Origin of the sequence: Brevibacillus sp. HB1.2 (assembly GCF_013332495.1) — a bacterium.
Taxonomy (GTDB): Bacteria; Bacillota; Bacilli; order Brevibacillales; family Brevibacillaceae; genus Brevibacillus; species Brevibacillus porteri.
This window is the reverse complement of sequence record NZ_JABMIU010000006.1, coordinates 145,821-166,902: the sequence shown is the minus strand read 5'-3', so window position 1 is coordinate 166,902 and position 21,082 is coordinate 145,821. Positions and strand designations below refer to the sequence as shown.

The window sequence follows — 21,082 nt, the reverse complement described above, 5'->3', positions numbered from 1 at the left end:
CTCGCACTTCTTAGGTGCTACAGTTGATATGGAAATTTCTGTAGTCCAAGAAAAAGAAGATTACAAAAAACAGGTCAACCATGGTATTATCTGACCATAATAAACCTGTTAAACGTAACGCTATTGCATTAAATAGGGTATAAAATTCAAGCATCATGTGCGTACAACCAAAATGAAGAAACCTTTATACGGGTATTACATGGGTTAAGTGTGTAATTGGTTGAATGATGGGGTTATTCCGCACTGGGAGGGGGGCTATTACATCAACCGCCGCTCTATATCCAAAAAAGGAAAACCACAACGCGGGCGGGTAGCCCGAGTTGTGGTTTGTTGCTTGTATTGTACGCTCTTAATTGTTGAGGTTGTATATCAAGTTTACACAAAACTTTTGACAGACCTAGTGATACTATAAAACTGATTTTCGCTCAATATCGAAAATGTCTATCTGATTTTGCTCAAATAAATCTTCAAGTTTATTTGAACCATGTTGTTCAGCAAATAAATATTCTTTTTCTGAAATCGGGACAGAAAGTAACCATGCAACTTTTTTATCTTGAAGATCAATTGTTTGTAACTGATCTTCCCACAGAAATGGAGGCACGAAGAGCACATGCTTCATTTCAATATCAGGATAATACATCTTCACCACATCCAAAAATATTTTACCTGGATAAATCGGCATTTTGGAATTGATTATACAAAAAGCGCAAGTCGCTAATATATTAGGAAATTCTTCATGGATAGTTGCACTTGCCCCCACAATTTCTACCCTCAAAAATTTTTCATCTACAATTTTTCCTATTGAATGCATATATAATCCAATGGTTGAATACGATGTAATACCTTCGCATGGTCTATCCGTTGTTGATAAAATATCAATATTACCTATTTTTTCGTCATCCCAGTATTTGTGAATAGCAGGATTGCCACCAAATGCTTTTAAAGCTGATTTAGCAAGTAATTTACTTTCATTTGGTATCTTCATTATGCTCCCCCTTTGCTAATACTTACTAATTTTAATCTCCAAAATAATCGTCCATTAAATCTTCACCTTAGCTTTGGCATGAAAAAAGCTCGTTCCTCCTCATCATTCAAGTCGGAATAAGCTTTTGAAAGTCTTATTAATGGTGTAATTTATATTAATTCTATTACTCTATAGGACCCATAAACTGCGTAATCAAATAAATATGTTCAATAAGCTTTACTTTTTTTAAGTTCTCCACTTTTTCTGGTCCACCTAATCCTAGAATCGGCACATAACCGAAGCATTCATCAAACTCCACATTTCCATATTTGACACTAGCTTCTGGATACGGTAACCAATCAAGAGCCTTCTCTAAAAAATACTCATCATCTAGATCTCCAAAAAAGAATTTAAAGTTTTTCGCCAATACATTTACTTCGTGCTTTCTAAAGTTTAGTCCTAATAAATATCCATCTTCCCAAACCAAAACGTCACCCATTGCTGTTGTAAATAAAGGGACCGCTAAATTATGTCGAACATATACTTCAGATAATAATTCTTGATATTCTTGTGGGTTTACAAATCTTAAATATCCATTTTTCGCAATTCCAAAACCGTGTTTTTCCCAAAATTCAATAACTTGGTCAGGAATTCTCCCTTTATATTGTTCAATCAAGCTTATAGAGGGCTGCTGTATAAATACGAAATCATTAATCATCATTAATTTTTCCTCCATTGTCTTAGTGTTTTAATTTAATATTTAAATAAGTTGATTTCCTTTCTTCCTCTGTCATTTCTTTAGCCATATCTCTAATTTGCTTATCCATGCTATCTATATTATTCTTCCATTGTGAACCAATGGAAGAATTAATTCTTTTATCCCCCATACCGGTTATATGAAGCGGATCTCCTCCAGCAATTTGGTCGGGATTATGAAGTGCTGCTTGATCTTTTATCCATTTATTTGCTTCTATTTCTGCGTCTTTATATGACAATCCTTGCTCTCGTAATTCTTCAATTTTATCCTGTAATGCTTTTTTTCTAGCTAGTTTTTGAGCGGCATCTCCCTCTTTAGCTCTACCGTTTTGTATATATTTATCTCTATTCTTTATAAATTCATCTACAGTTAATTCATTAAGACCTTTTTCCTGATCTTTCAGCTGTCTAGCAAACTCCTCTGAATCATGCTTAGGATTACGTTTAAACTTAACTTCCACTTCTGCAATTCTTGTTGCAGGTTTACCAGTCTCCTCAGTCTTCGGTGGTTTCTCACCCTCCGGCGGCTTTTGATTCGGCTTCTGCCCATTCGGTCCCCCGTATGTTTCACGCCACTTCAGTTGGTTCTCCGTAGGGGCAAGCTCTACCACATCTTTTTTATTCGAGAATTTTATTGGAAACCCTTCCGCCGATTGTAACTGAGGGCCTAAACTATCCGCTAAATTCTGCAAGCCTTCTTGCATATCATCGCGCAGTTTCCTAGCCTTTTGCTTGAGCTGTTCTTTCATCTGTGTTGCCTTGTTGATGACTGCATCTTTTGCGGCCATGACGCTAGCGTACAACTGCTCCTTGATTCGCTGGACCGCTTGCATCACATCCATCTCGTCTAGTGTTTTGCGGGCTGCCGTCCAGACCTTCCCGACGGTGCTTTCGACAGCATTTGCTACGTTCTTCACAACATCCGCCGCTGAGTCTGCTACCTCGAGCACTTTCTGTCCCGCTTTCGTTCCCTTTAGTGCTTTATGCGCCTTTGCTCCCAGCTTGGCTCCGGTTGCCGCCCAGCCTGCAAAAGGGATACACGCTGCCAGAGATAGCGCCGCTCCTGCATAGTCTCCACGTGCGAGCGAGATTCCCGCATTCGCTAAGTCCGCTATTTCTCCCAAACCCGGAATGAGTCCCACAACATCCAGCGCTAACTGTACACCATCCAGAAATCCACCCCAGCCAGACTCTTCCTCTTCTTGCTCCTCTTCAACGACTTCTTCCTCTTCTTCCTCCTGCGGCAAATCCTCCACAACCACAGGCGCCTTCGTCAGCCCGACCATCTCAATCTTCGGTGCTTGAAGATCCACTTCCCCGTCCAAAATCATGCTACTGGTGCTGCACATGAGGTAGATGGCTTCCTTGGCCTTGATCTCGACCTTCGTATCTGACCTAATCTCCATATCCTTCTCCGAAGAAAAAACAATGGGATGCATACTGTGAATCTCGATGCCGTCCTCTTCATGCAGCTTGATAAAAATATTGCCTTCCTTGCTCTCCTTGGCAGTAAGAACGAGTTCCTTGCCGCCCATCATCAGCTCTTTGCCGAAGTTGGTTCCCCAGTACTTGATGCCGGGATTGCCCGTTTTCGCCGTGCTTCCTCCACCTTTTCGCACGGAGCTGACTGCCATGGCGCCTTCTTCATCTGGTGTGGAAAAGTACAGCTTCACGGAGTCGCCCATTTGCGGCATGCAGTGAAAGCCGCTGTTGCCCTCTGCCGAGTAGACCGTGGCATACGGGAACCAGCTCGCCTCTGCCTTTGGCTGCTTTTGATCGATGTCGAGGTGGATTTTGACGGTGTCCTTCTGGATGTCGATGATCTTGCCTTCCAGGGCAGCGCCGCAGATGTCGTCGTTGCGGATAGGGTTTTGCCGGATGCCTGCCTCGGGCATGAGCTGATAGGTGTGAATGAGAAGGGCATGGTCGATCCTCGTTGTTGACCCGGCGACGACCAGCTCTTTGCCTTGGTAGTTCACGCGGTCTCCGAGCTGAAGCACCTGTCCGCTTTCTACTTCATAGGTGAGAAAATCATTTTCCGACATACCTGCTGCGTAGCCGTTTTCTGTCGTTTCCATATAGGGCGCCAGCCTTTTGCTGATGGTGTAGCTGGCGTCTGTCAATTGGGCGGTGCGTCCCTCGGGCAAGCCGAACCAGAACTTTGGCTTATCCGCGACAGCCTCTGCGACGAGAATAGAGCCGAAGCGAGAGGCCAGTCGCTTTAAAAACTGCCAATCTGTCTCCTGATACTGAATCGCGATGGTCCCAAGCGGCGCGCCGTTCGAAGCATGGTCTAAATAATCCGAACCGGGATAGTCCTTCGTGATTTCGTCGAGCAGGCTCGCATAGCTCATTTTTTTATTTTGAAAAGAACGCAGCTTGCGCTGACCATCCATTCGCTGGGTGTGCGAGACCGCTTCCAGCTCCAAATGGTAGACGCCGTGAACGAAGTTCACACTGACGGAATCCACGAGTCCTTTGAACAGTGTCTTCGTCAGCGCGCCGTTTTCCACCAAATTCAGCGCGACTGTATCCTCGCTCGTCGCCATCTCGATGTACCGGTCGCTTTTCTCCTCCGGGATGATTCCGGTGACGAACAATCTGGCGTGCTCATTAACTTTCCTTACGATTCTGACATCTTGTAGGCTTTGGATTTCAAAGGGTGAGACCAACTGGATATTCTCGTATCCAGCCAGCTTCTCTGTCGTATTCATACAATCCCCCTCACTATTGCTCCTGTCCGTCGTCTTCGATGCGAATGCAGCCTCCATATACGCACATGTTCGTGCTGGTGTTTAACAGGGCGGGATGATTTTCCACGAGTACATCTGCCTTGCCTTCGATCCAGGGCATTGTCACCATAGGAATGCATGGCATCGGCTTGAGTACGCCGTTGTTGGCAGCAGTAGCAGCCACGACGGTTGGATTTTTCTCGCATTTGCATTTGCCAAACGGCATGATGTTCACTTGCGGCATATAGTCATTCACGTTCATCTGTGCCTGGTTGCGAATGTACACGCCATGACTAAAGGGTGTTTTCAGCTTGTTCTCCTGGCTCCCGTAGTCGCACGTGAGAATCGCTCCTGCAACGACGTAGCTTTTCTTCGGAGCGGACGATGGTACAACATCGACATCTTCAATCATGGGCATGACTGATTCTCCTCTCTGCTTGCTCTGCTCCCTGTCTACCAGCACGACGGATTTGATAAACAGCTTCGGCGCGAACTCGTGAATGATTGTCTTTAAGCGGTCGGAATAAAGCAGGATCGGTCTGTCGAGAAAATTCAGGTAGTCATTTTCTTTTTTTGTTTGATATTGAATTGTCGCTTCGTCCAGCTCTTCCTGATAATCCGGGGTGAGCCATCGCTCATTTGATTTTGAACATGCAAAAAAAGCTGATTCCATCTCATTGTTGAAAGATGGAATCAGCCTTTGAAAATTAACTAATCATGGAGTTTCTTTTCTTATTTATAAATTGATTTGTATTGTACTTTCATGTTTTTTTGGGGGGACATGGGTTTACCCTAAATTCTTGATAGACCCCCTATCCTAAATTATTTACATCGCAACATCCTGGTATCCTACTCTGGCTACTTCTTCATTTATTAGTAGTAAACCTAACCCATTTTCTTCGTCCCATGTGCAGTCGAAAGTTAAACCGATGTATCTGCCTTCCAAACCTTTCGCATAGGGAATAGATATTCCTACTAGACTTATATAATCAAGTAGCTGCACGGCTGTTTCAATTAAAGGGTAATTCTCGTTAAGTCCTGCATCATAATTCTGTTCGTAATAATCTAGAATTGGTTGTAAAATACTTTGTTGAAGTTGCTCCCAACTTTGAATCAATGAGTGATACGCTGCATATTGTTTTTCGGAAAATTTACCATCTTGTTCACCACTTATCATTAATGCAATCTCAACTTCTTCTCCACAAAATTCAATAGTAGTATCCTTAAACCATGCATAATTGTATTCGAGTTCGCCAAAAACTGCATCATTTATTGTCATTTTAAAATCTCCTTTTTTAATTTCGTTTTATTTATTTCTTTTTATTTATTTACGAATCCTCAAGGTACAGACGACTTATTGGCAAAGCCTCCGGGCTTATATGCCCCTGCGTTTATTTCCCCTACTCCGCCTAGGTGTCCGAAAGAACTGTTTATCTTTGAGGGCACAAGTTGAATTGTTTTTACATCATTTAATTCATGCCATGTTAAGTTGTTTGCAATTCGGTAAGCTTCTACATCAGCCGCTTTAATTTCCCCAGGTTTCATTCCAAATTTACTTGCTAATTCAGGTGATTTATTAAGCTGTTCAGCTAGTTTTGAGTTTGCTTGAGCGAAATTAGAGTATCTAGCTTTAGTTCCATTTCTACCAGTTCCGCCTACCATATGATCGATCTCCACCTGCGCTTTTGTCACTGGTGAAAAATCAGGTACAGCATTTTTATACTGGATACCATCAATTCCAGCTTCATCAAGTATTTTTTTGAGTTCAGGGTCTGGCGGTGGCTTTAGTGTACATTTAGATTCACCTCTTTCCCCTTCAAATGAAACCTTCGACTTTTTACTATCTGGTGCAGGTGTTTGATTAATTCGCGCTTCATATGAACTAGCAAATTCAGTTTGCTTGAAGGCAGGTGGAGTATCAACGTCCCCCGTACTCTCCGGCGGCTTTTGATTCGGCTTCTGCCCATTCGGTCCCCCGTATGTTTCGCGCCACTTCAGTTGGTTCTCCGTAGGGGCAAGCTCTACCACATCATTTTTATTCGAGAATTTTACTGGAAACCCTTCCGCCGATTGTAACTGAGGGCCTAAACTATCCGCTAAATTCTGCAAGCCTTCTTGCATATCATCGCGCAGTTTCCTAGCCTTTTGCTTGAGCTGTTCTTTCATCTGTGTTGCCTTGTTGATGACTGCATCTTTTGCGGCCATGACGCTAGCGTACAACTGCTCCTTGATTCGCTGGACCGCTTGCATCACATCCATCTCGTCTAGTGTTTTGCGGGCTGCCGTCCAGACCTTCCCGACGGTGCTTTCGACAGCATTTGCTACGTTCTTCACAACATCCGCCGCTGAGTCTGCTACCTCGAGCACTTTCTGTCCCGCTTTCGTTCCCTTTAGTGCTTTATGCGCCTTTGCTCCCAGCTTGGCTCCGGTTGCCGCCCAGCCTGCAAAAGGGATACACGCTGCCAGAGATAGCGCCGCTCCTGCATAGTCTCCACGTGCGAGCGAGATTCCCGCATTCGCTAAGTCCGCTATTTCTCCCAAACCCGGAATGAGTCCCACAACATCCAGCGCTAACTGTACACCATCCAGAAATCCACCCCAGCCAGACTCTTCCTCTTCTTGCTCCTCTTCAACGACTTCTTCCTCTTCTTCCTCCTGCGGCAAATCCTCCACAACCACAGGCGCCTTCGTCAGCCCGACCATCTCAATCTTCGGTGCTTGAAGATCCACTTCCCCGTCCAAAATCATGCTACTGGTGCTGCACATGAGGTAGATGGCTTCCTTGGCCTTGATCTCGACCTTCGTATCTGACCTAATCTCCATATCCTTCTCCGAAGAAAAAACAATGGGATGCATACTGTGAATCTCGATGCCGTCCTCTTCATGCAGCTTGATAAAAATATTGCCTTCCTTGCTCTCCTTGGCAGTAAGAACGAGTTCCTTGCCGCCCATCATCAGCTCTTTGCCGAAGTTGGTTCCCCAGTACTTGATGCCGGGATTGCCCGTTTTCGCCGTGCTTCCTCCACCTTTTCGCACGGAGCTGACTGCCATGGCGCCTTCTTCATCTGGTGTGGAAAAGTACAGCTTCACGGAGTCGCCCATTTGCGGCATGCAGTGAAAGCCGCTGTTGCCCTCTGCCGAGTAGACCGTGGCATACGGGAACCAGCTCGCCTCTGCCTTTGGCTGCTTTTGATCGATGTCGAGGTGGATTTTGACGGTGTCCTTCTGGATGTCGATGATCTTGCCTTCCAGGGCAGCGCCGCAGATGTCGTCGTTGCGGATAGGGTTTTGCCGGATGCCTGCCTCGGGCATGAGCTGATAGGTGTGAATGAGAAGGGCATGGTCGATCCTCGTTGTTGACCCGGCGACGACCAGCTCTTTGCCTTGGTAGTTCACGCGGTCTCCGAGCTGAAGCACCTGTCCGCTTTCTACTTCATAGGTGAGAAAATCATTTTCCGACATACCTGCTGCGTAGCCGTTTTCTGTCGTTTCCATATAGGGCGCCAGCCTTTTGCTGATGGTGTAGCTGGCGTCTGTCAATTGGGCGGTGCGTCCCTCGGGCAAGCCGAACCAGAACTTTGGCTTATCCGCGACAGCCTCTGCGACGAGAATAGAGCCGAAGCGAGAGGCCAGTCGCTTTAAAAACTGCCAATCTGTCTCCTGATACTGAATCGCGATGGTCCCAAGCGGCGCGCCGTTCGAAGCATGGTCTAAATAATCCGAACCGGGATAGTCCTTCGTGATTTCGTCGAGCAGGCTCGCATAGCTCATTTTTTTATTTTGAAAAGAACGCAGCTTGCGCTGACCATCCATTCGCTGGGTGTGCGAGACCGCTTCCAGCTCCAAATGGTAGACGCCGTGAACGAAGTTCACACTGACGGAATCCACGAGTCCTTTGAACAGTGTCTTCGTCAGCGCGCCGTTTTCCACCAAATTCAGCGCGACTGTATCCTCGCTCGTCGCCATCTCGATGTACCGGTCGCTTTTCTCCTCCGGGATGATTCCGGTGACGAACAATCTGGCGTGCTCATTAACTTTCCTTACGATTCTGACATCTTGTAGGCTTTGGATTTCAAAGGGTGAGACCAACTGGATATTCTCGTATCCAGCCAGCTTCTCTGTCGTATTCATACAATCCCCCTCACTATTGCTCCTGTCCGTCGTCTTCGATGCGAATGCAGCCTCCATATATGCACATGTTCGTGCTGTTGTTTAACAGGGCGGGATGGTTTTCCACGAGTACATCTGCTTTGCCATCGATCCAGGGCATGGTGACTACAGGAACGCATGGCATCGGCTTGAGTACACCGTTGTTGGCAGCAGTAGCAGCCGCGACGGTTGGATTTTTCTCGCATTTGCATTTGCCAAACGGCATGATGTTCACTTGCGGCATATAGTCATTCACGTTCATTTGTGCCTGGTTGCGAATGTACACGCCATGACTAAACGGCGTTTTCAGCTTGTTCTTCTGGCTCCCGTAGTCACACGTGAGAATTGCTCCCGCCACGACGTAGCTTTTCTTCGGAGCCGACGAAGGTACAACATCGACATCTTCAATCATGGGCATGACTCATTCTCCTCCCTGCTTGCTCTGCTTTTTTCAAGCGGATACCGAAAAAGTCCCTGCGCAGCAAAGCTTCCGCCAGCCGCAAATCGATGATGATATACGGTTCACGAATCCCTTCGATTTGAAAAATCGTATGACGCCCAATCTTTTCTGGATCGAGAACCAGCCGTTTAAGTGAGCCGTCATTGTGAAACTCGCTTTGCTCTGACAAACAGTTCACACGCGGCAGGCTCATCATCCAGTACAAATCCTGCTTGATCCGCTCCCTGTCTACCAGCACGACGGATTTGACGAACAGCTTCGGCGCGAACTTGTGGATGATTGTCTTTAAGCGGTTGGAATAGAGCGGGATCGGTCTATCAAGAAAATCCAGATAGTCGTTCTCTTTCTTTTGCTTGATGTCGAACTGGATGATCGCCTCATCCAGCTCTTCCTGATAATCCGGGGTGAGCCACTCCTGCCGGATGACGTCAAAAACGTTGGTTGGCTCTACCGCACTCGCGATGCGCTCGTCCTGTGACAAGATGAAATAATTCATACCTGACTCCCCTCTCGCCAAACGACCTGTCGCTCCTGAAGCTCATCCAACAGAATGGACTCCCTGACCTCCGCCGAGAATACGGCTCTCTCCAGAAGCGCTCCGCTAAAATTCGCGCCGGTCAAAATCGCATCGGTAAAGTTTGCGCCGCGCAGATCGGCCCCAGTAAAATCAGTCCCGGTCAAGTCCGCCCGGACGAACAAGACACCATCAAAACCGGGCATCTCCCACGCATCTGTTTCCAAAAGACCCCTTGGCCCGGATGCTTCACGAAAGCTCGCGCCTAGCAGATTCGCTCCGGTAAAATCCGCTCCGTGAATGAGACTGTCGCCGAAATCAACCGCTTTTAGCTGGGCACGATGCCATCTCGTTCCGACCAAAACACTTTCTCGCAGGGTTGCATTCGTTAAGTGACTGTCCGACAAGTCCGAATAGCGCAGGTCCAAACTGTCGAAATGCCCTTTTGCTAAATCGAGACCAGCCAAAACCTTGTAGCCGTATTCCAGCTCTTGCTTTTCTTCCAGCCAAGCACGGATCATCTCAGAATCTTTGTGGCGAGTGTCCAGACAGTACACGATCTCGCTTTGATCCAAATATTCTCCGACACGCACCTCGAGCTCCGGCTCCTTGTCCACCTGTTGAAAGACTTCCAACTGAACAGCCTGCACCATGGCATAACGGATCAGGTGGACTACATATTGATGAAACTTCTCTGCCTCCACGAGCTTGATCCGTTCGATATCGGGAAGTCTTACGTGTCCGGCATACGCTCTGGCAGCCTCGTTCCATTCGATTGCGAGCCGATCCAAAAAGCGGAAAGCCCAGCTCGCATCATAGCTGGTTTGACACTCCACCGGATCGAAAAACCAACTGCTGTCTGTAGCTTCCAGCAAATAATGACTGCTTCCAAGAAGAAGCTCCGTCCGCAGCATGGAATAGGTCAAGTACGCCAGTTTGCCTTTTGTTCCTTGCTCCTGCTTATCCATCACACGTCGGCATATTGCTTCAAAGGAACGGAGAAATTCTTTTGCCAGCCTCTCTTTATTCGCTTGATAGTAAGCATCCAAGGTATGTAGGCTGGCGATGGTTCTCTTCGGCACCTCGTGCTCCTTGAAATGCTGCAAGGCTTCCTCTCTCTCCATGCCAATCCCTCCTTCTTCTCACCGTTTTTGCATACACCAAACACACGGTTACCCGCGTGGCAACCATGTGTGTCAATTGGTTTTGAGCTCCTGCCCGACGATGCTTGTATTTCCGTCCATCTTGATGTTGCTCTCTTTGCAGGTGAGACTGATCTCCTCTTTCGCCGAGATAATCACCTTCGTGGCAGAATCCATCAAAATGTCCTTTTCGGAGACAACCTTGATATTTTTCTTGCTGAAAATCTGGATGCCGTCCGCATCGGTCATGCGAATGAGGATTTCCCCGTCCTTTGCGCTAAGCAATACCTCCGACGGGCTGAACATCAGTTCTTTTCCGTTGGCCGTGCGGAAGTATTTGATATCGGGATTCCCTAGCTTGTTCGTTTCGCCCTCGTCTGAATTTTTCCGGACAGAGCTGATCGCAATCCCGTCACTTTCCTTGTTGCTCGGAAAATAGACGCGGACGTAGTCATCGAGCTCCGGCATGCAATACCAACCGCTGTTTCCTTCAGCCGTATAAACCGAGGAATACGGGAACCAGTGCGCTTCGCTCTTGCTCTGTTTCTCGTCGATATCAAGGTGGATTTTGACGTTGTCTTTGGAGACCTCAATGACTTTTCCTTGCACCGATGCCCCTACAATGAGCGAATTGTGGAGCGGTTTTTGGCTCATTCCTTTTTTGGACGCAAGCAAATACTTATGCTTGAGCAAGCCTTTCTTCATCTCGGTATGGGCCTCATACACATACAGGCTCTTCCCTTTGAAATCCACACCGTTGCCCAAATCGAGCACGCGATCCGTCTCGACCTCGTAAAAGATGTAATCATTTTCATCCACGCCCTTGACCCCGTTTTCCGAGGAATGGCGGTATTCGTTCAAATTTTTGCGCACTCGATAGTGAAAATCGTCCAGCTTACCTTTCGAGGCACCCTCTGGCACACCAAAGCTGAACTTTGGCTTTTCAAAAACGGATGCCGGCATCAGTCCGGTCTGAAAACGCGAAGCAAGCCGCTTGAGAAACTGCCAATCCGTCTCCTGATACTGCATGGTAAAGGAGCCCAGCTTCCCGCCATTGGAGGCCATGTCCATCATGTCCATGCCTGGGTATTCTCCTGCGATTGTTTTCAAAAGGGCACCATAGGTCATGGCTTTGTTTTGAAACGAACGGCTCTTGCGCTTCACGTCGAGATTGTACGTAGGCGAGACAGCTTCGACGTACAGATAATAAACGTCTCGTACGGCTTTGATGCCTATCTCCAGAACAATCCCCGCAAAAAGCGGCGTGGCGTTGCCGTCGCTATCCACCTGACTGATTTCGATCGGGGTCTGTGCTTCCGTCATTTCTACATAGCTGTCCTTCAATTCTTCTGGTACGATCCCCGTAAATGTCAGGCGAGCGTGCTCATTAATCTTTTTCGTAATCGTCAGTTCTACCAGATGCGTCAATTGATAAGGAGAGATTTGCAAATTGTTGTAGGCAATGACAGGAAGACTCATATTTTCCCTTCTCCCTTCCCATTTTCATTCGAATTGGTGGATACGAGCGACAAGGAATCCATGATCCCCCAGCCTATTGGCTTCCAGTCCGACAGCTCCTGCTCCGTGCAATTGAACGTACAGAGAAGAGCGCGTTCCTGTAGAGAGACAAAGCTGATCAGGTTGTAAATGTCCGTATCCAATGCGGGCGCAACAAACTCGAAAAATCCGACGCTGTTCCCCGCAATCTCACGTATTCCTTCCTCCTGCCAACGAGCGAGTGGCTGTGTTCTCCGCAAAACCTGCTTCATGACATCCATGAAGGCTTTCAGCTGTGCAGGAGAATCGGTCAGCTTGCTCTCGGTATAGGTGAAAGCCAAGTTAATGGACGCCGTTTCGTTCGTATAAATCAGTGAAGGCCTACGTTCCGATGGATACTTCAGCGCTGCTACTTCTGGACTCATGATGGAAAATGTCTTCGGGAGTCGAATCTGTACGAGATCGTCGAGAACGCGCTTGTCCTCCATGGGAATTCTCTCTTCACCGACTGTAATAAATGATTTGTTCACGACATCCAGTCGGTTTTTGCCCTTTGGACCAAAACGTATTGCTGCTGGCTGTGTATCCTCACCGGAAAGCTCATTCAACATGCCGATAATGCTTTCATCCATGCGCGCCATTTCCATTCACCATCCTCTCGTTAATCAACAATAACCCGCTGACGCCCGCCTGTTTTCCACTCCGTTTTTGAGGACTTTCCGCCACTCTTGGCGTCATCCAATATACGTGCGAGGTATTTGAGAATCTGCAGGTTCGTGTACTCGCGGTAACCAGTCCCCATTCTGTTACCTATGTAATGAAGAATGAGCCCCCGCTCTACCCTGTCCGCATTCAAGCACTGCATGGCAAAGGCGAGATCATACGGGTGATTGGTGACCGTTTTCAGCATTTCATTCGCAAAATACCGCAGGATGAAAGGAGCAAGTGTTGGCTCGTTTCTCCCGGCATGTTCGACATGCACGATATTCCATGTATTGAATTCCGTCGCCATATCGGCTAAATCCTGATAATCCCCGCGAAGCCTTGCCCCTTGCTTGAGCTTGAAGCGCCCCAGCTCCTTTTCATCCTGGCGTGACTCTATCTCCTGATCGAGTACAAATGACGTCTCGTAAACGTAATAGTCGGTCAACGAAGTCTCCTCGTGAAAGCGAATCTTGAGTACCGTCTCCGTACCTGTGGCCTCATAAGGAACACGCTCTTCGCGGTCGAACAAATAAATCCGTCCTTGATGCTTGACGATTCCTCTGCCGACAGTGAGGTGCCCTTCGCCTATCGATACATCCACCCCAGAAATAATGCCGTCTGTATAATCCTGAAAGTATAAATCTACAAAATGCCGCGGGTAATCACGCAGATTTTCAAGCATCTCTCGCTTGAGAATTCGCCCTTTATGAAAATTGGGATAGAGATGGGAAAACACCGCTGTTCCCCCTTCCTGTTCATTTAAGCTGCCTGGTTACTTGATCATTTCATCCCATCAAAGAAATCCAGCTCGGACAAGTCACTCTCAAAAGCAAAGAAAACCTTTTTTCCCAAAGCAAGCTGTTCATTCAGACGAGCTACTGGCACGACATGGAATCCCCACTCACTGCCGCTCGCAAAAACGAAGTATTTCGACTCGCCATTTTGAATCGAGTCAGTCTCATCCTGCGGGATATGCGTTCCGTACTTGCTCGCGATGTCCTCATACAACACGTTTTTGTATTGAGCAGGCTCATCCATGTACAAGTACCGCTGGCGCAGCTGGCCGTCATTTTCCTTGAGATAAAATTCAACCTCGCTCACGCCGTAGGGACGCGAGATAGAGCCATGCACGAGACTCAGCTTTTCCTGACTGTGAATCAGCACTCTCTCTTGCTTGTTATGCGTGAAGGCGGTCACGGAATACGGGACGATCGGTGCATGGTTCGTAATTTGCGCTTCGATGAAGCCTGCCTTTTTGGCACTTTGATAGCGCAGTGCCCCACGTAAGCAAGACAGCTTCAGATCTGGCACCTTGCCTGCATCCTCTGACTTTTGCCGGAACTCGATACTGCGTCCTGGGACAAACTCTTTGAGTGCTTCACGGAAAACATCAATCCGGCACGACTGCCCAGTCAGCTTGATGATCGAGAAGTCAGCCAGCCTTCCCTGTTGGTAAAAATCGTCCAAGAAGACGCGCAAAATCTCGTAAATATCCGCCTTGATCAGGTGATTGATCTCTTTCGCGTTGAAAACGACATCCGGAAAATCAAACACATCCCGGAAGCGACCATCCTCCCGTATCGACAACACCCATCGCTCGACAGCCGTCAGCTTTAGATCAGGCTCTTGACGATTTTCTGTATCGGATGTGAAGCGATTTCGCAGAATACCGGTCTGACGGAAAAATTCTTTTTTCATGTGGTCAGCGAGGTCCCACAAAAAGTGAAAATTATTGCGGACACGCTGATACTCGTCCCGGCTCTTGTTCTCGTACTCCTTGTAGCGAGTCGGCAAAATCGCCTCAGCTTCCCGATATCTCGCCTCGAAGCGTTCATAGATGGAGTCGACGCCGTATTCATCCACGTACCGGAAAATTTCCGATCCAGGGATGTCGATGATCTGGTCGATGTCGGTCACTTGCCGCCCTTTTCCGTAATAGTCCGCGAAGACGATTTTCATAAATTGCATGATGCGATACGTAATGTTGTTGCCACCAAAATTGGTGTCGCCGTTTTCATAGGTCGTATCGATATCGATGCGATAGGAGATATGTCCGTCCTCGATCCGGAAATGGCATGATGACAGATCCGTCGTTCCTCCACCGCAATCGATGACGAGCGCTTGGTACGTTTCCCCGTCCAGAAAGCTGTTTTTGTCAATTTGATCCGCAATCGTGTTGAACAGGACGGCCATTCCTTCATCGAGAGCGTGCTCTGATTCGATGCGGTACTCAGGCAAAATCTCGGTGAACATCTCAAGAAACTGCGTTTTCAGCTTGACCGGACTTGTGATATGCAGATGACGAAAGCGGCATTTGAATTGATGCTCGGCCATTTGAATGACGTGAAGAAGGTACTGGCGCAGGATGTCGCTTCGTTTCACAGTCGCGGTATTCCCTTGGCTGTCCATGACCTCTTCGATCTTGTGATAGCTGTTCACCCAGCGCTTGATGCCTTGAAACACGGTCGCGTTCGTGCTGTATCCGTTCTTTTTCATGTGCCGCAGTGCTTCATAACCGATGTGAAAGCGAACGTCATGTGGGGAGGAGCAATCCGCCACGCTGACAGACGTCGGCAGCACCTCGATCCATTCCTCGTTTTTTTGCGTTGTATCGGGGAAAGAGACGTAATTGATCGCATTCAAGCGTATACGTCCATTCAACAAGTCGTTGCTAGAAGGGGAGCTGACATACTGATGGTCGAGAAAAGTACCCGCTGTCGTCGAGGAGGTACCAAAATCAATCGCGAGAACGGCATCTGTTTCTTCCAATTCCCTGATCTCGAGGTCAGTCACCGGTACTTTGTAGTAGTGGAGATTGACAGGCGGCAACGGATGGTCCTGGTGATACGCCTTGTACAAATACTCCGAATCCTGCTTGCGGAAAAAGAGCAGGCTGTAGTTTTGATTGACGGTTTTTCTCAATGGAGCATCCTGGTGAGCGTGCAGCGTAAAATGCCCCGCTCTCCTATCGTCTTTGTCTTTATGCAGATGCAGAATGCCGCATAGCTCCATATGGTCATTCACTAAAAGCACATTGGATTCGGACAAGCCTTGGGAGGATTCGACGCGATAGTTATCCAGCCTGTCAATGGCGAGACCCATGTACAAGCACATCTTCGCTGGAATTTTGATCGCATCTACACCTGGCATCGGTGTGTTTAAATATTTGTGGAGTACAGCTTCGAGGCGTTCAATACCACCTGGAACAGCGCGCTCAATCAGAAGGTTTTCTTCTGCCCCACGAAAACGCAGAAGCGTTTGCAGCAGTCCCTCCCGATCGAGATTGTTCACGACAGAGCCGACCAGTTTTTCCTTGTAGCAAATATTGCGGAGCTGAAAGGTCGTCATCTCCATCAGCTCGTCCCGTGTGTAGGTCGCTTCGCCTGGATGATTGCGTTGATTTCCATCCCCGCTGCCTTTTTGGAGATGAAGCTTATATGAATAGGTAGTCATCCCAACTCTCCTCTCTCCCGACCTTCGTTGGGGTCAATCGGTCAAAAAACTCTAGTACAGTGCAACACTGTCGATTTGCATCGTTTCCTCGACATCCAAAATGCCGAAATGATTTCGCCAATAAATCTCTGTATGGAACCGAACCGGTAGAAAAATATCCTTGATTAAAGCGAGCTTGGCATGTGCCGTTTCACTTTCCGACTGCCCAACGTAAATCAGCAGTTCATCTTTTTCTTCGCAATTGGCGTAAATCGTAGAGTGAGAGAAAATTTTGCGCATCGTATCCTTGAGCAGGTACACCGCTTCGCCGGTCTCATACAAGCGCAAAATATTGCCTGCGATAATCTCTCGCTCCTCTTTGGTAAAAAGTCGGATATTTTCCTGTACCCGACTGCCGAACAGCCCCGCTTCCAAATCGCGCAATACAAAACGGATGTGGTATTCACGCTTGTTCATCCCTTGCGACAGATCAATCTCGGCCAGCAAATGGATGATGATATCAAACAAGGTATGCCGAAGCTCTACATCGTCCGAGTAATTGGCGTCGAAAAGGTCACGGAAAATATCGTCGAAGCGGTAGTACGGATTCACTTCTACTGTCTTGTCCACCGTTTTGGCGTTGATGGCCTCATGACTCAGCTCCATGTAGGGTGAATACACTTTGGCCGCTTGGAACTGGATGTCTTTTGGGGCGATCCCGGCGCGTTTTGCACGAATAACCAAATCCCAGATGTAATTCAAGCCCATTCTCCTTCACACTTGTATTCCGGAAAATACATCTGAACCTCGGAGACGAGGAAGCTCATCATGTCTTGGAGAAGAAAGCTGTTCGCCCCGCGTCTCCGAAAGCCGAGAGCCATGATCTTCTTGTCGTTTTCTACACGGACGTTATCGCTAATGAACGGATTTAAGCCGTACGTAGCGGGAGGCCGATTGTTTTTGTCCCGGATCTCTACATTCACTAGCTCCAATTGTTCAGCGGCTTCAAAGGAATGGACGATTCGGATAATCTCTCCTTTAGCCCGTACGGTCATCGCCTGCTTCCGCGCATAGCTCCCAACGAAGCTGTTTTTGCGACGATTGGACACCAATTCGTAATCCAGTCTCCCGATGCGGGTCGTGACAGGCTGTGTAATTTTGCATACGTTCCAAACTCCCGACTTCTCCTGAGGCGAGACGATCGTGAGCTCTTCCGGCGAACGCTTGATGTAGCGAATCAGCTCCTCATCTCCATCCACCAAATACCCGTGCTCACTACCCGTCTTGCGTAACGACAGGACATGCTCGAAGTTCACCCGGTCAATGGCAGGTACGGGAAAGCCGATGTTTTTTAAAGCCAAACGCTCGATGTTCCACAACGGGATCACGTCCAGCTTTTTGTAAGGCTCCCACTCATCAAGGGTCATCGACATTTCCAGTATCTCTTCGTCTTCTGTAAACGTGCCCTCACAGGCAACCAGAATGACATCGAAAAACTTGCTGGCGTAAGGGTGATTCACCGTTTTCCACGGCATCCCGTTCTTTTGAAACATGTTGTACAGCTTTTCCAGCTCATCCATATACACACGACTTTGTTGGAGGCGCACCTCGATTGGATAGTGATTGCCTGCCGTGTTCAGACGACCCTTGAAGGTTCGCTTGCTCATCATCAGCGCCTGAATCTTGTCATATTCACACTCTAAAAAGATCGTCATCATGACCGCTTCTTCCTGGTTGCTGAGCCTGACCGCCAATTCTTTGCGATCACATATCTTCTTTTCCTCATCGCCAGGGATCATCGGGTACAAATACTCGTGGATCGGGTCAAAATCATCGCGATGGCAGAGGGTCACGTAGATGTCATGCTTATCTTCCTTGTCCTCGATCTCGGAAAAAACACGCTCCTCCAGCTTCTTCTGCATCTCCTCCTGATACTCGACCAGGTTGAGGAAGACACCGTTCATGATCTGCTTGAGTAGCCTGCGCTGCTCCAGCTCCTCCATTTTGTTCAAACGATCCAGTACGATCTCTTTCATGGCGTTTTCGCTGCCTCCTCCTGTGTCGGATTGGCTGTAGCTGGTGGATTAGCTTGCGGTGACTGAACTGGCTGAGTCGCCGGAGCTGTCTCGGCTGGCGGGGCTGCTTGATTGGTCGGCGCTACTTGGGGCGCCGGAACTGGCTGATACGTTGGCGCCACCGGATTGACTGGGACTGCCTGATTGACTGGGACTGCCTGATTGATCGGAGCTGTCTGGTTAACTGGTGCCGTTTGATTCACCTGAGCTGCCGGTGGCTGGCCTGCTGGCGCACCTGCCGAAGGTGGAGCAGCAGGAGGATTCAGCTTCTCCTCTGCCTTTGTCACCTTGCGCTCCATCGCCAAAACTTTTTCCAGCACACCAATCTCCTGATAAATTTCCTGCGCCTGCGTATACGATTGGATCGCTCCCTCGAAGTCTTGCGCCGCATAGCTCTCGTCGCCTTGCTTCTCCAGCTTGTCACCATCGAGCGTCTTCTTTTCCTTGTCAATGCCGGTCTTTTTGGAAGCTACCTCATCCAGCTTGGTGCGAAGCTCCTTTTCTCCTGTTACAAAAGACGTTTCCAACGCCAGCTTGCGCGCCTTTTGGTAATAGGCTTCTGCCCCAGCGTAATCCTGCGCCTCAAACAAGAGATCGCCTTCCTTTTTCCACTGCATGACGAGTACATACGATTGCGTCTTTTCTTTCTTCTCCAAAATCTCCGGTTCGTTAAAATCTTCGCGCCCTTTCATTTCCTTGAGCGCCTTGTCGTACTTATCCAATGCCTTGGCGAACTGCTCATCTTTTACAGCCGTATCTCCATCCACGATCAACTGTGTAATGCGGATTTTTTTCGCCAAGAGAGTGGCTTGAATTTTGTTTTTGACGATATTTGCGGCATTTCGGGCTTCGCTGTACGCCTTGAGTGCCTTCGGATAATCGCTCTCCGCAATGAAAGCGTCTCCGGCTGTTTCATGCTCGAACATGCCTGTCGCAGCATCCGCGATGCGCTCCGCTTCTTTCATTTTGAACAGCAGAGCTCCGCCTCCAGCCAAGGCAAGCACGAGAAGGATGAGTGCCACCCGTTTGATAATCCGCCATTTTTTTTGCGGGTCTGTCTTGAAAATTTTGTTCGCAAAAATAGCGGCTGCCGTGTAGTTTTGAACGACATGCTCTTGCTTGCTCAAAAGCACGTCTTCCAACGTATCGATCCAGGTTTCCGGATCTGTCGCCTCTTGAAGTCCGTCCTTCATTTCGGCCGAATTCACCTTTTCCCACAGACCTGGGGTGGCAAGCAGAAAAACATCACCGTCATAGAGTGGAAGCTTCTTGGAGATAAACGGGCGAAATTCATTGGGTGTCCCCAAATAGCTCAAGAGATTATGACGCTCCTCGTGCTGATCAAGCGAGTCCTCTGCGATTTCCTCCCCATCCACCATCTGTTGGGCAAGACTCTGATCCTTGCTTTGCCATTGCAGTCGGCCATTGCGAAACTGATACAGACGGGTGTTACCAGCGACACCGTACCTCACTCTGGCATAGTCCGTTACGATTACCGTCAAGCTCGCTTTTAATCTGACGCGATGGCTCTCGGCTTGCAAGACACGATGGGCCTCCTGTAAATAGCGGCGAATGCGATAACGCGAAATAGACGGCCTCTGCAAAAAGTAGCCAAGAACGCTTTTGGCCGCCAACTCTGCACTCTCTACTTCCTGATCGTTGTCCAATCCGCGGGCGATTACCCAGCACGCGATATCATCCAGCTCGGCATAGGCAAAGTAATCCTTGTTGCGAACGAAGCTGCCTGATTCGGATAGAAACCCGGTAATGAATTCACTGTTGTCCTTTCTCATTCGTACTACCCGCTCCCCCGTTACCAGCCTTTTTCCAGGATGAGAATGGTTGCGTTGTCCTGATTGGCTTTTTGCTTGCTTTCCACCGCTTCAATGATTTGGTCAGCCGCGTCATGGGCAGCGATTTTTTGGAACAAAATCTGCTCGAGCTCCATCTCGGTTAACGTATCGTAGACGCCGTCACTACACAGAATGACCTTGTCTCCCTTCTCAAGCGGAAACGGCTCACGTCCAATTTCAATATTTTGAAAGTTGTCGTAACCCAAGTAGTTGATCAGCTGTTTTTTCTGCGGATGCTCCAGCGCCTCGTCCTTCGTAATCTCGCCGGACAGAAAACGAGCCTCCAGCACCGACTCATAAATGTCTTTTTGATTGATCGGGATGAATTCTCCATCCCGGAAAACAGTAATGATACTGTCTCCAACCGCTCCCCAGTACAGCTTGTCCTCTACGATTACGCCAGCGACCAGCGTGGTCCCACCCCGACTTCCTCTCAGCGCCTGCAAAATCTCCGAATTGGCCAGAGAAGCAGCCCGGGAAAAGAAGAGGGACATATGCTTCGGGTTGTCCAGCTTTGTAAATTCGCGGATAAATGTAGTCACGGCAAGCGTTGAAGCAAGTCTGCCGTTAGCCAGTCCACTGATTCCATCAGCCAAGATCGCAATCGTCCCATGAGACGATGTTGCTGTAGAAAAGTAATCATCCTGTTCTTCTCGTCTGCCGATCGTCTGTCCATTTCCGATCTGGATGACGGGATTCTTTTCTTGCCGGATCAAAGTTGCACGCAGACGAAATAAAAGAGTAATGGCAATGATCACGCCGAGGACGACCAGATACGGGATTGCGCCCTGTTGAAACATGCT

17 protein-coding genes are annotated in these 21,082 nt (G+C 48.2%); all 17 read right to left on the bottom strand.

All coding sequences use genetic code 11. From position 1 onward, the window contains the following. Positions 1-406 precede the first annotated feature (406 nt). On the bottom strand, positions 407-985 hold the full coding sequence (locus HPY28_RS16695) for a suppressor of fused domain protein (protein ID WP_017252068.1): 579 nt from the start codon (positions 983-985) through the stop codon (positions 407-409). 163 nt (positions 986-1,148) lie between these two features. Then, complete coding sequence (locus HPY28_RS16690) at positions 1,149-1,685, bottom strand: T6SS immunity protein Tdi1 domain-containing protein (protein ID WP_174230974.1); 537 nt, start codon at positions 1,683-1,685, stop codon at positions 1,149-1,151. Between the two features lie 19 nt (positions 1,686-1,704). Further along, positions 1,705-4,434, bottom strand: a complete 2,730-nt coding sequence (locus HPY28_RS16685; RefSeq protein WP_174230973.1) for a polymorphic toxin type 15 domain-containing protein — start codon at positions 4,432-4,434, stop codon at positions 1,705-1,707. A 13-nt stretch (positions 4,435-4,447) separates the two neighbouring features. Further along, positions 4,448-4,870 (bottom strand): DUF4280 domain-containing protein, encoded by a 423-nt coding sequence (locus tag HPY28_RS16680; protein ID WP_174231019.1) that lies wholly within the window; start codon positions 4,868-4,870, stop codon positions 4,448-4,450. 408 nt (positions 4,871-5,278) lie between these two features. Beyond that, positions 5,279-5,731 carry a DUF6985 domain-containing protein gene (locus tag HPY28_RS16670; protein ID WP_174230972.1) on the bottom strand — a complete coding sequence of 151 codons (453 nt, stop codon included), beginning with the start codon at positions 5,729-5,731 and terminating at the stop codon, positions 5,279-5,281. Positions 5,732-5,790: 59 nt separating this feature from the next. Further along, positions 5,791-8,583, bottom strand: coding sequence for an HNH endonuclease (locus HPY28_RS16665; RefSeq protein ID WP_174230971.1), 2,793 nt, complete (start codon positions 8,581-8,583; stop codon positions 5,791-5,793). A gap of 13 nt (positions 8,584-8,596) precedes the next feature. After that, positions 8,597-9,019, bottom strand: coding sequence for a DUF4280 domain-containing protein (locus HPY28_RS16660; RefSeq protein ID WP_017252071.1), 423 nt, complete (start codon positions 9,017-9,019; stop codon positions 8,597-8,599). Then, positions 9,006-9,557, bottom strand: a complete 552-nt coding sequence (locus tag HPY28_RS16655; RefSeq protein WP_017252072.1) for a hypothetical protein — start codon at positions 9,555-9,557, stop codon at positions 9,006-9,008. The genes HPY28_RS16660 and HPY28_RS16655 overlap by 14 nt, the downstream gene beginning before the upstream one ends. Next, the gene (locus HPY28_RS16650; protein WP_174230970.1) at positions 9,554-10,699 is read right to left on the bottom strand and encodes a pentapeptide repeat-containing protein; all 1,146 of its coding nucleotides are present in this window, start codon (positions 10,697-10,699) and stop codon (positions 9,554-9,556) included. The genes HPY28_RS16655 and HPY28_RS16650 overlap by 4 nt, the downstream gene beginning before the upstream one ends. 72 nt (positions 10,700-10,771) lie before the next feature. Continuing rightward, positions 10,772-12,196 carry a contractile injection system protein, VgrG/Pvc8 family gene (locus HPY28_RS16645; protein WP_017252074.1) on the bottom strand — a complete coding sequence of 475 codons (1,425 nt, stop codon included), beginning with the start codon at positions 12,194-12,196 and terminating at the stop codon, positions 10,772-10,774. Beyond that, positions 12,193-12,861: a hypothetical protein gene (locus HPY28_RS16640; protein ID WP_017252075.1), complete on the bottom strand. Its 669-nt coding sequence runs from the start codon at positions 12,859-12,861 to the stop codon at positions 12,193-12,195. Before HPY28_RS16640 ends, HPY28_RS16645 begins: the two co-directional genes overlap by 4 nt. A 14-nt stretch (positions 12,862-12,875) precedes the next feature. Next, positions 12,876-13,655, bottom strand: coding sequence for a DNA and RNA helicase (locus tag HPY28_RS16635; RefSeq protein ID WP_069848077.1), 780 nt, complete (start codon positions 13,653-13,655; stop codon positions 12,876-12,878). 44 nt (positions 13,656-13,699) lie between these two features. Beyond that, positions 13,700-16,372 carry an acetate and sugar kinases/Hsc70/actin family protein gene (locus HPY28_RS16630; RefSeq protein WP_174230969.1) on the bottom strand — a complete coding sequence of 891 codons (2,673 nt, stop codon included), beginning with the start codon at positions 16,370-16,372 and terminating at the stop codon, positions 13,700-13,702. 51 nt (positions 16,373-16,423) lie between these two features. Further along, complete coding sequence (locus HPY28_RS16625; protein ID WP_017252078.1) at positions 16,424-17,119, bottom strand: hypothetical protein; 696 nt, start codon at positions 17,117-17,119, stop codon at positions 16,424-16,426. Further along, positions 17,110-18,387: a normocyte-binding protein gene (locus HPY28_RS16620; protein ID WP_173623985.1), complete on the bottom strand. Its 1,278-nt coding sequence runs from the start codon at positions 18,385-18,387 to the stop codon at positions 17,110-17,112. The genes HPY28_RS16625 and HPY28_RS16620 overlap by 10 nt, the downstream gene beginning before the upstream one ends. Continuing rightward, positions 18,384-20,219: a PP2C family protein-serine/threonine phosphatase gene (locus HPY28_RS16615; protein ID WP_174230968.1), complete on the bottom strand. Its 1,836-nt coding sequence runs from the start codon at positions 20,217-20,219 to the stop codon at positions 18,384-18,386. The genes HPY28_RS16620 and HPY28_RS16615 overlap by 4 nt, the downstream gene beginning before the upstream one ends. Positions 20,220-20,239: 20 nt before the next feature. Continuing rightward, positions 20,240-21,079: a PP2C family protein-serine/threonine phosphatase gene (locus tag HPY28_RS16610; RefSeq protein ID WP_017252080.1), complete on the bottom strand. Its 840-nt coding sequence runs from the start codon at positions 21,077-21,079 to the stop codon at positions 20,240-20,242. Between the last annotated feature and the right edge of the window lie 3 nt (positions 21,080-21,082).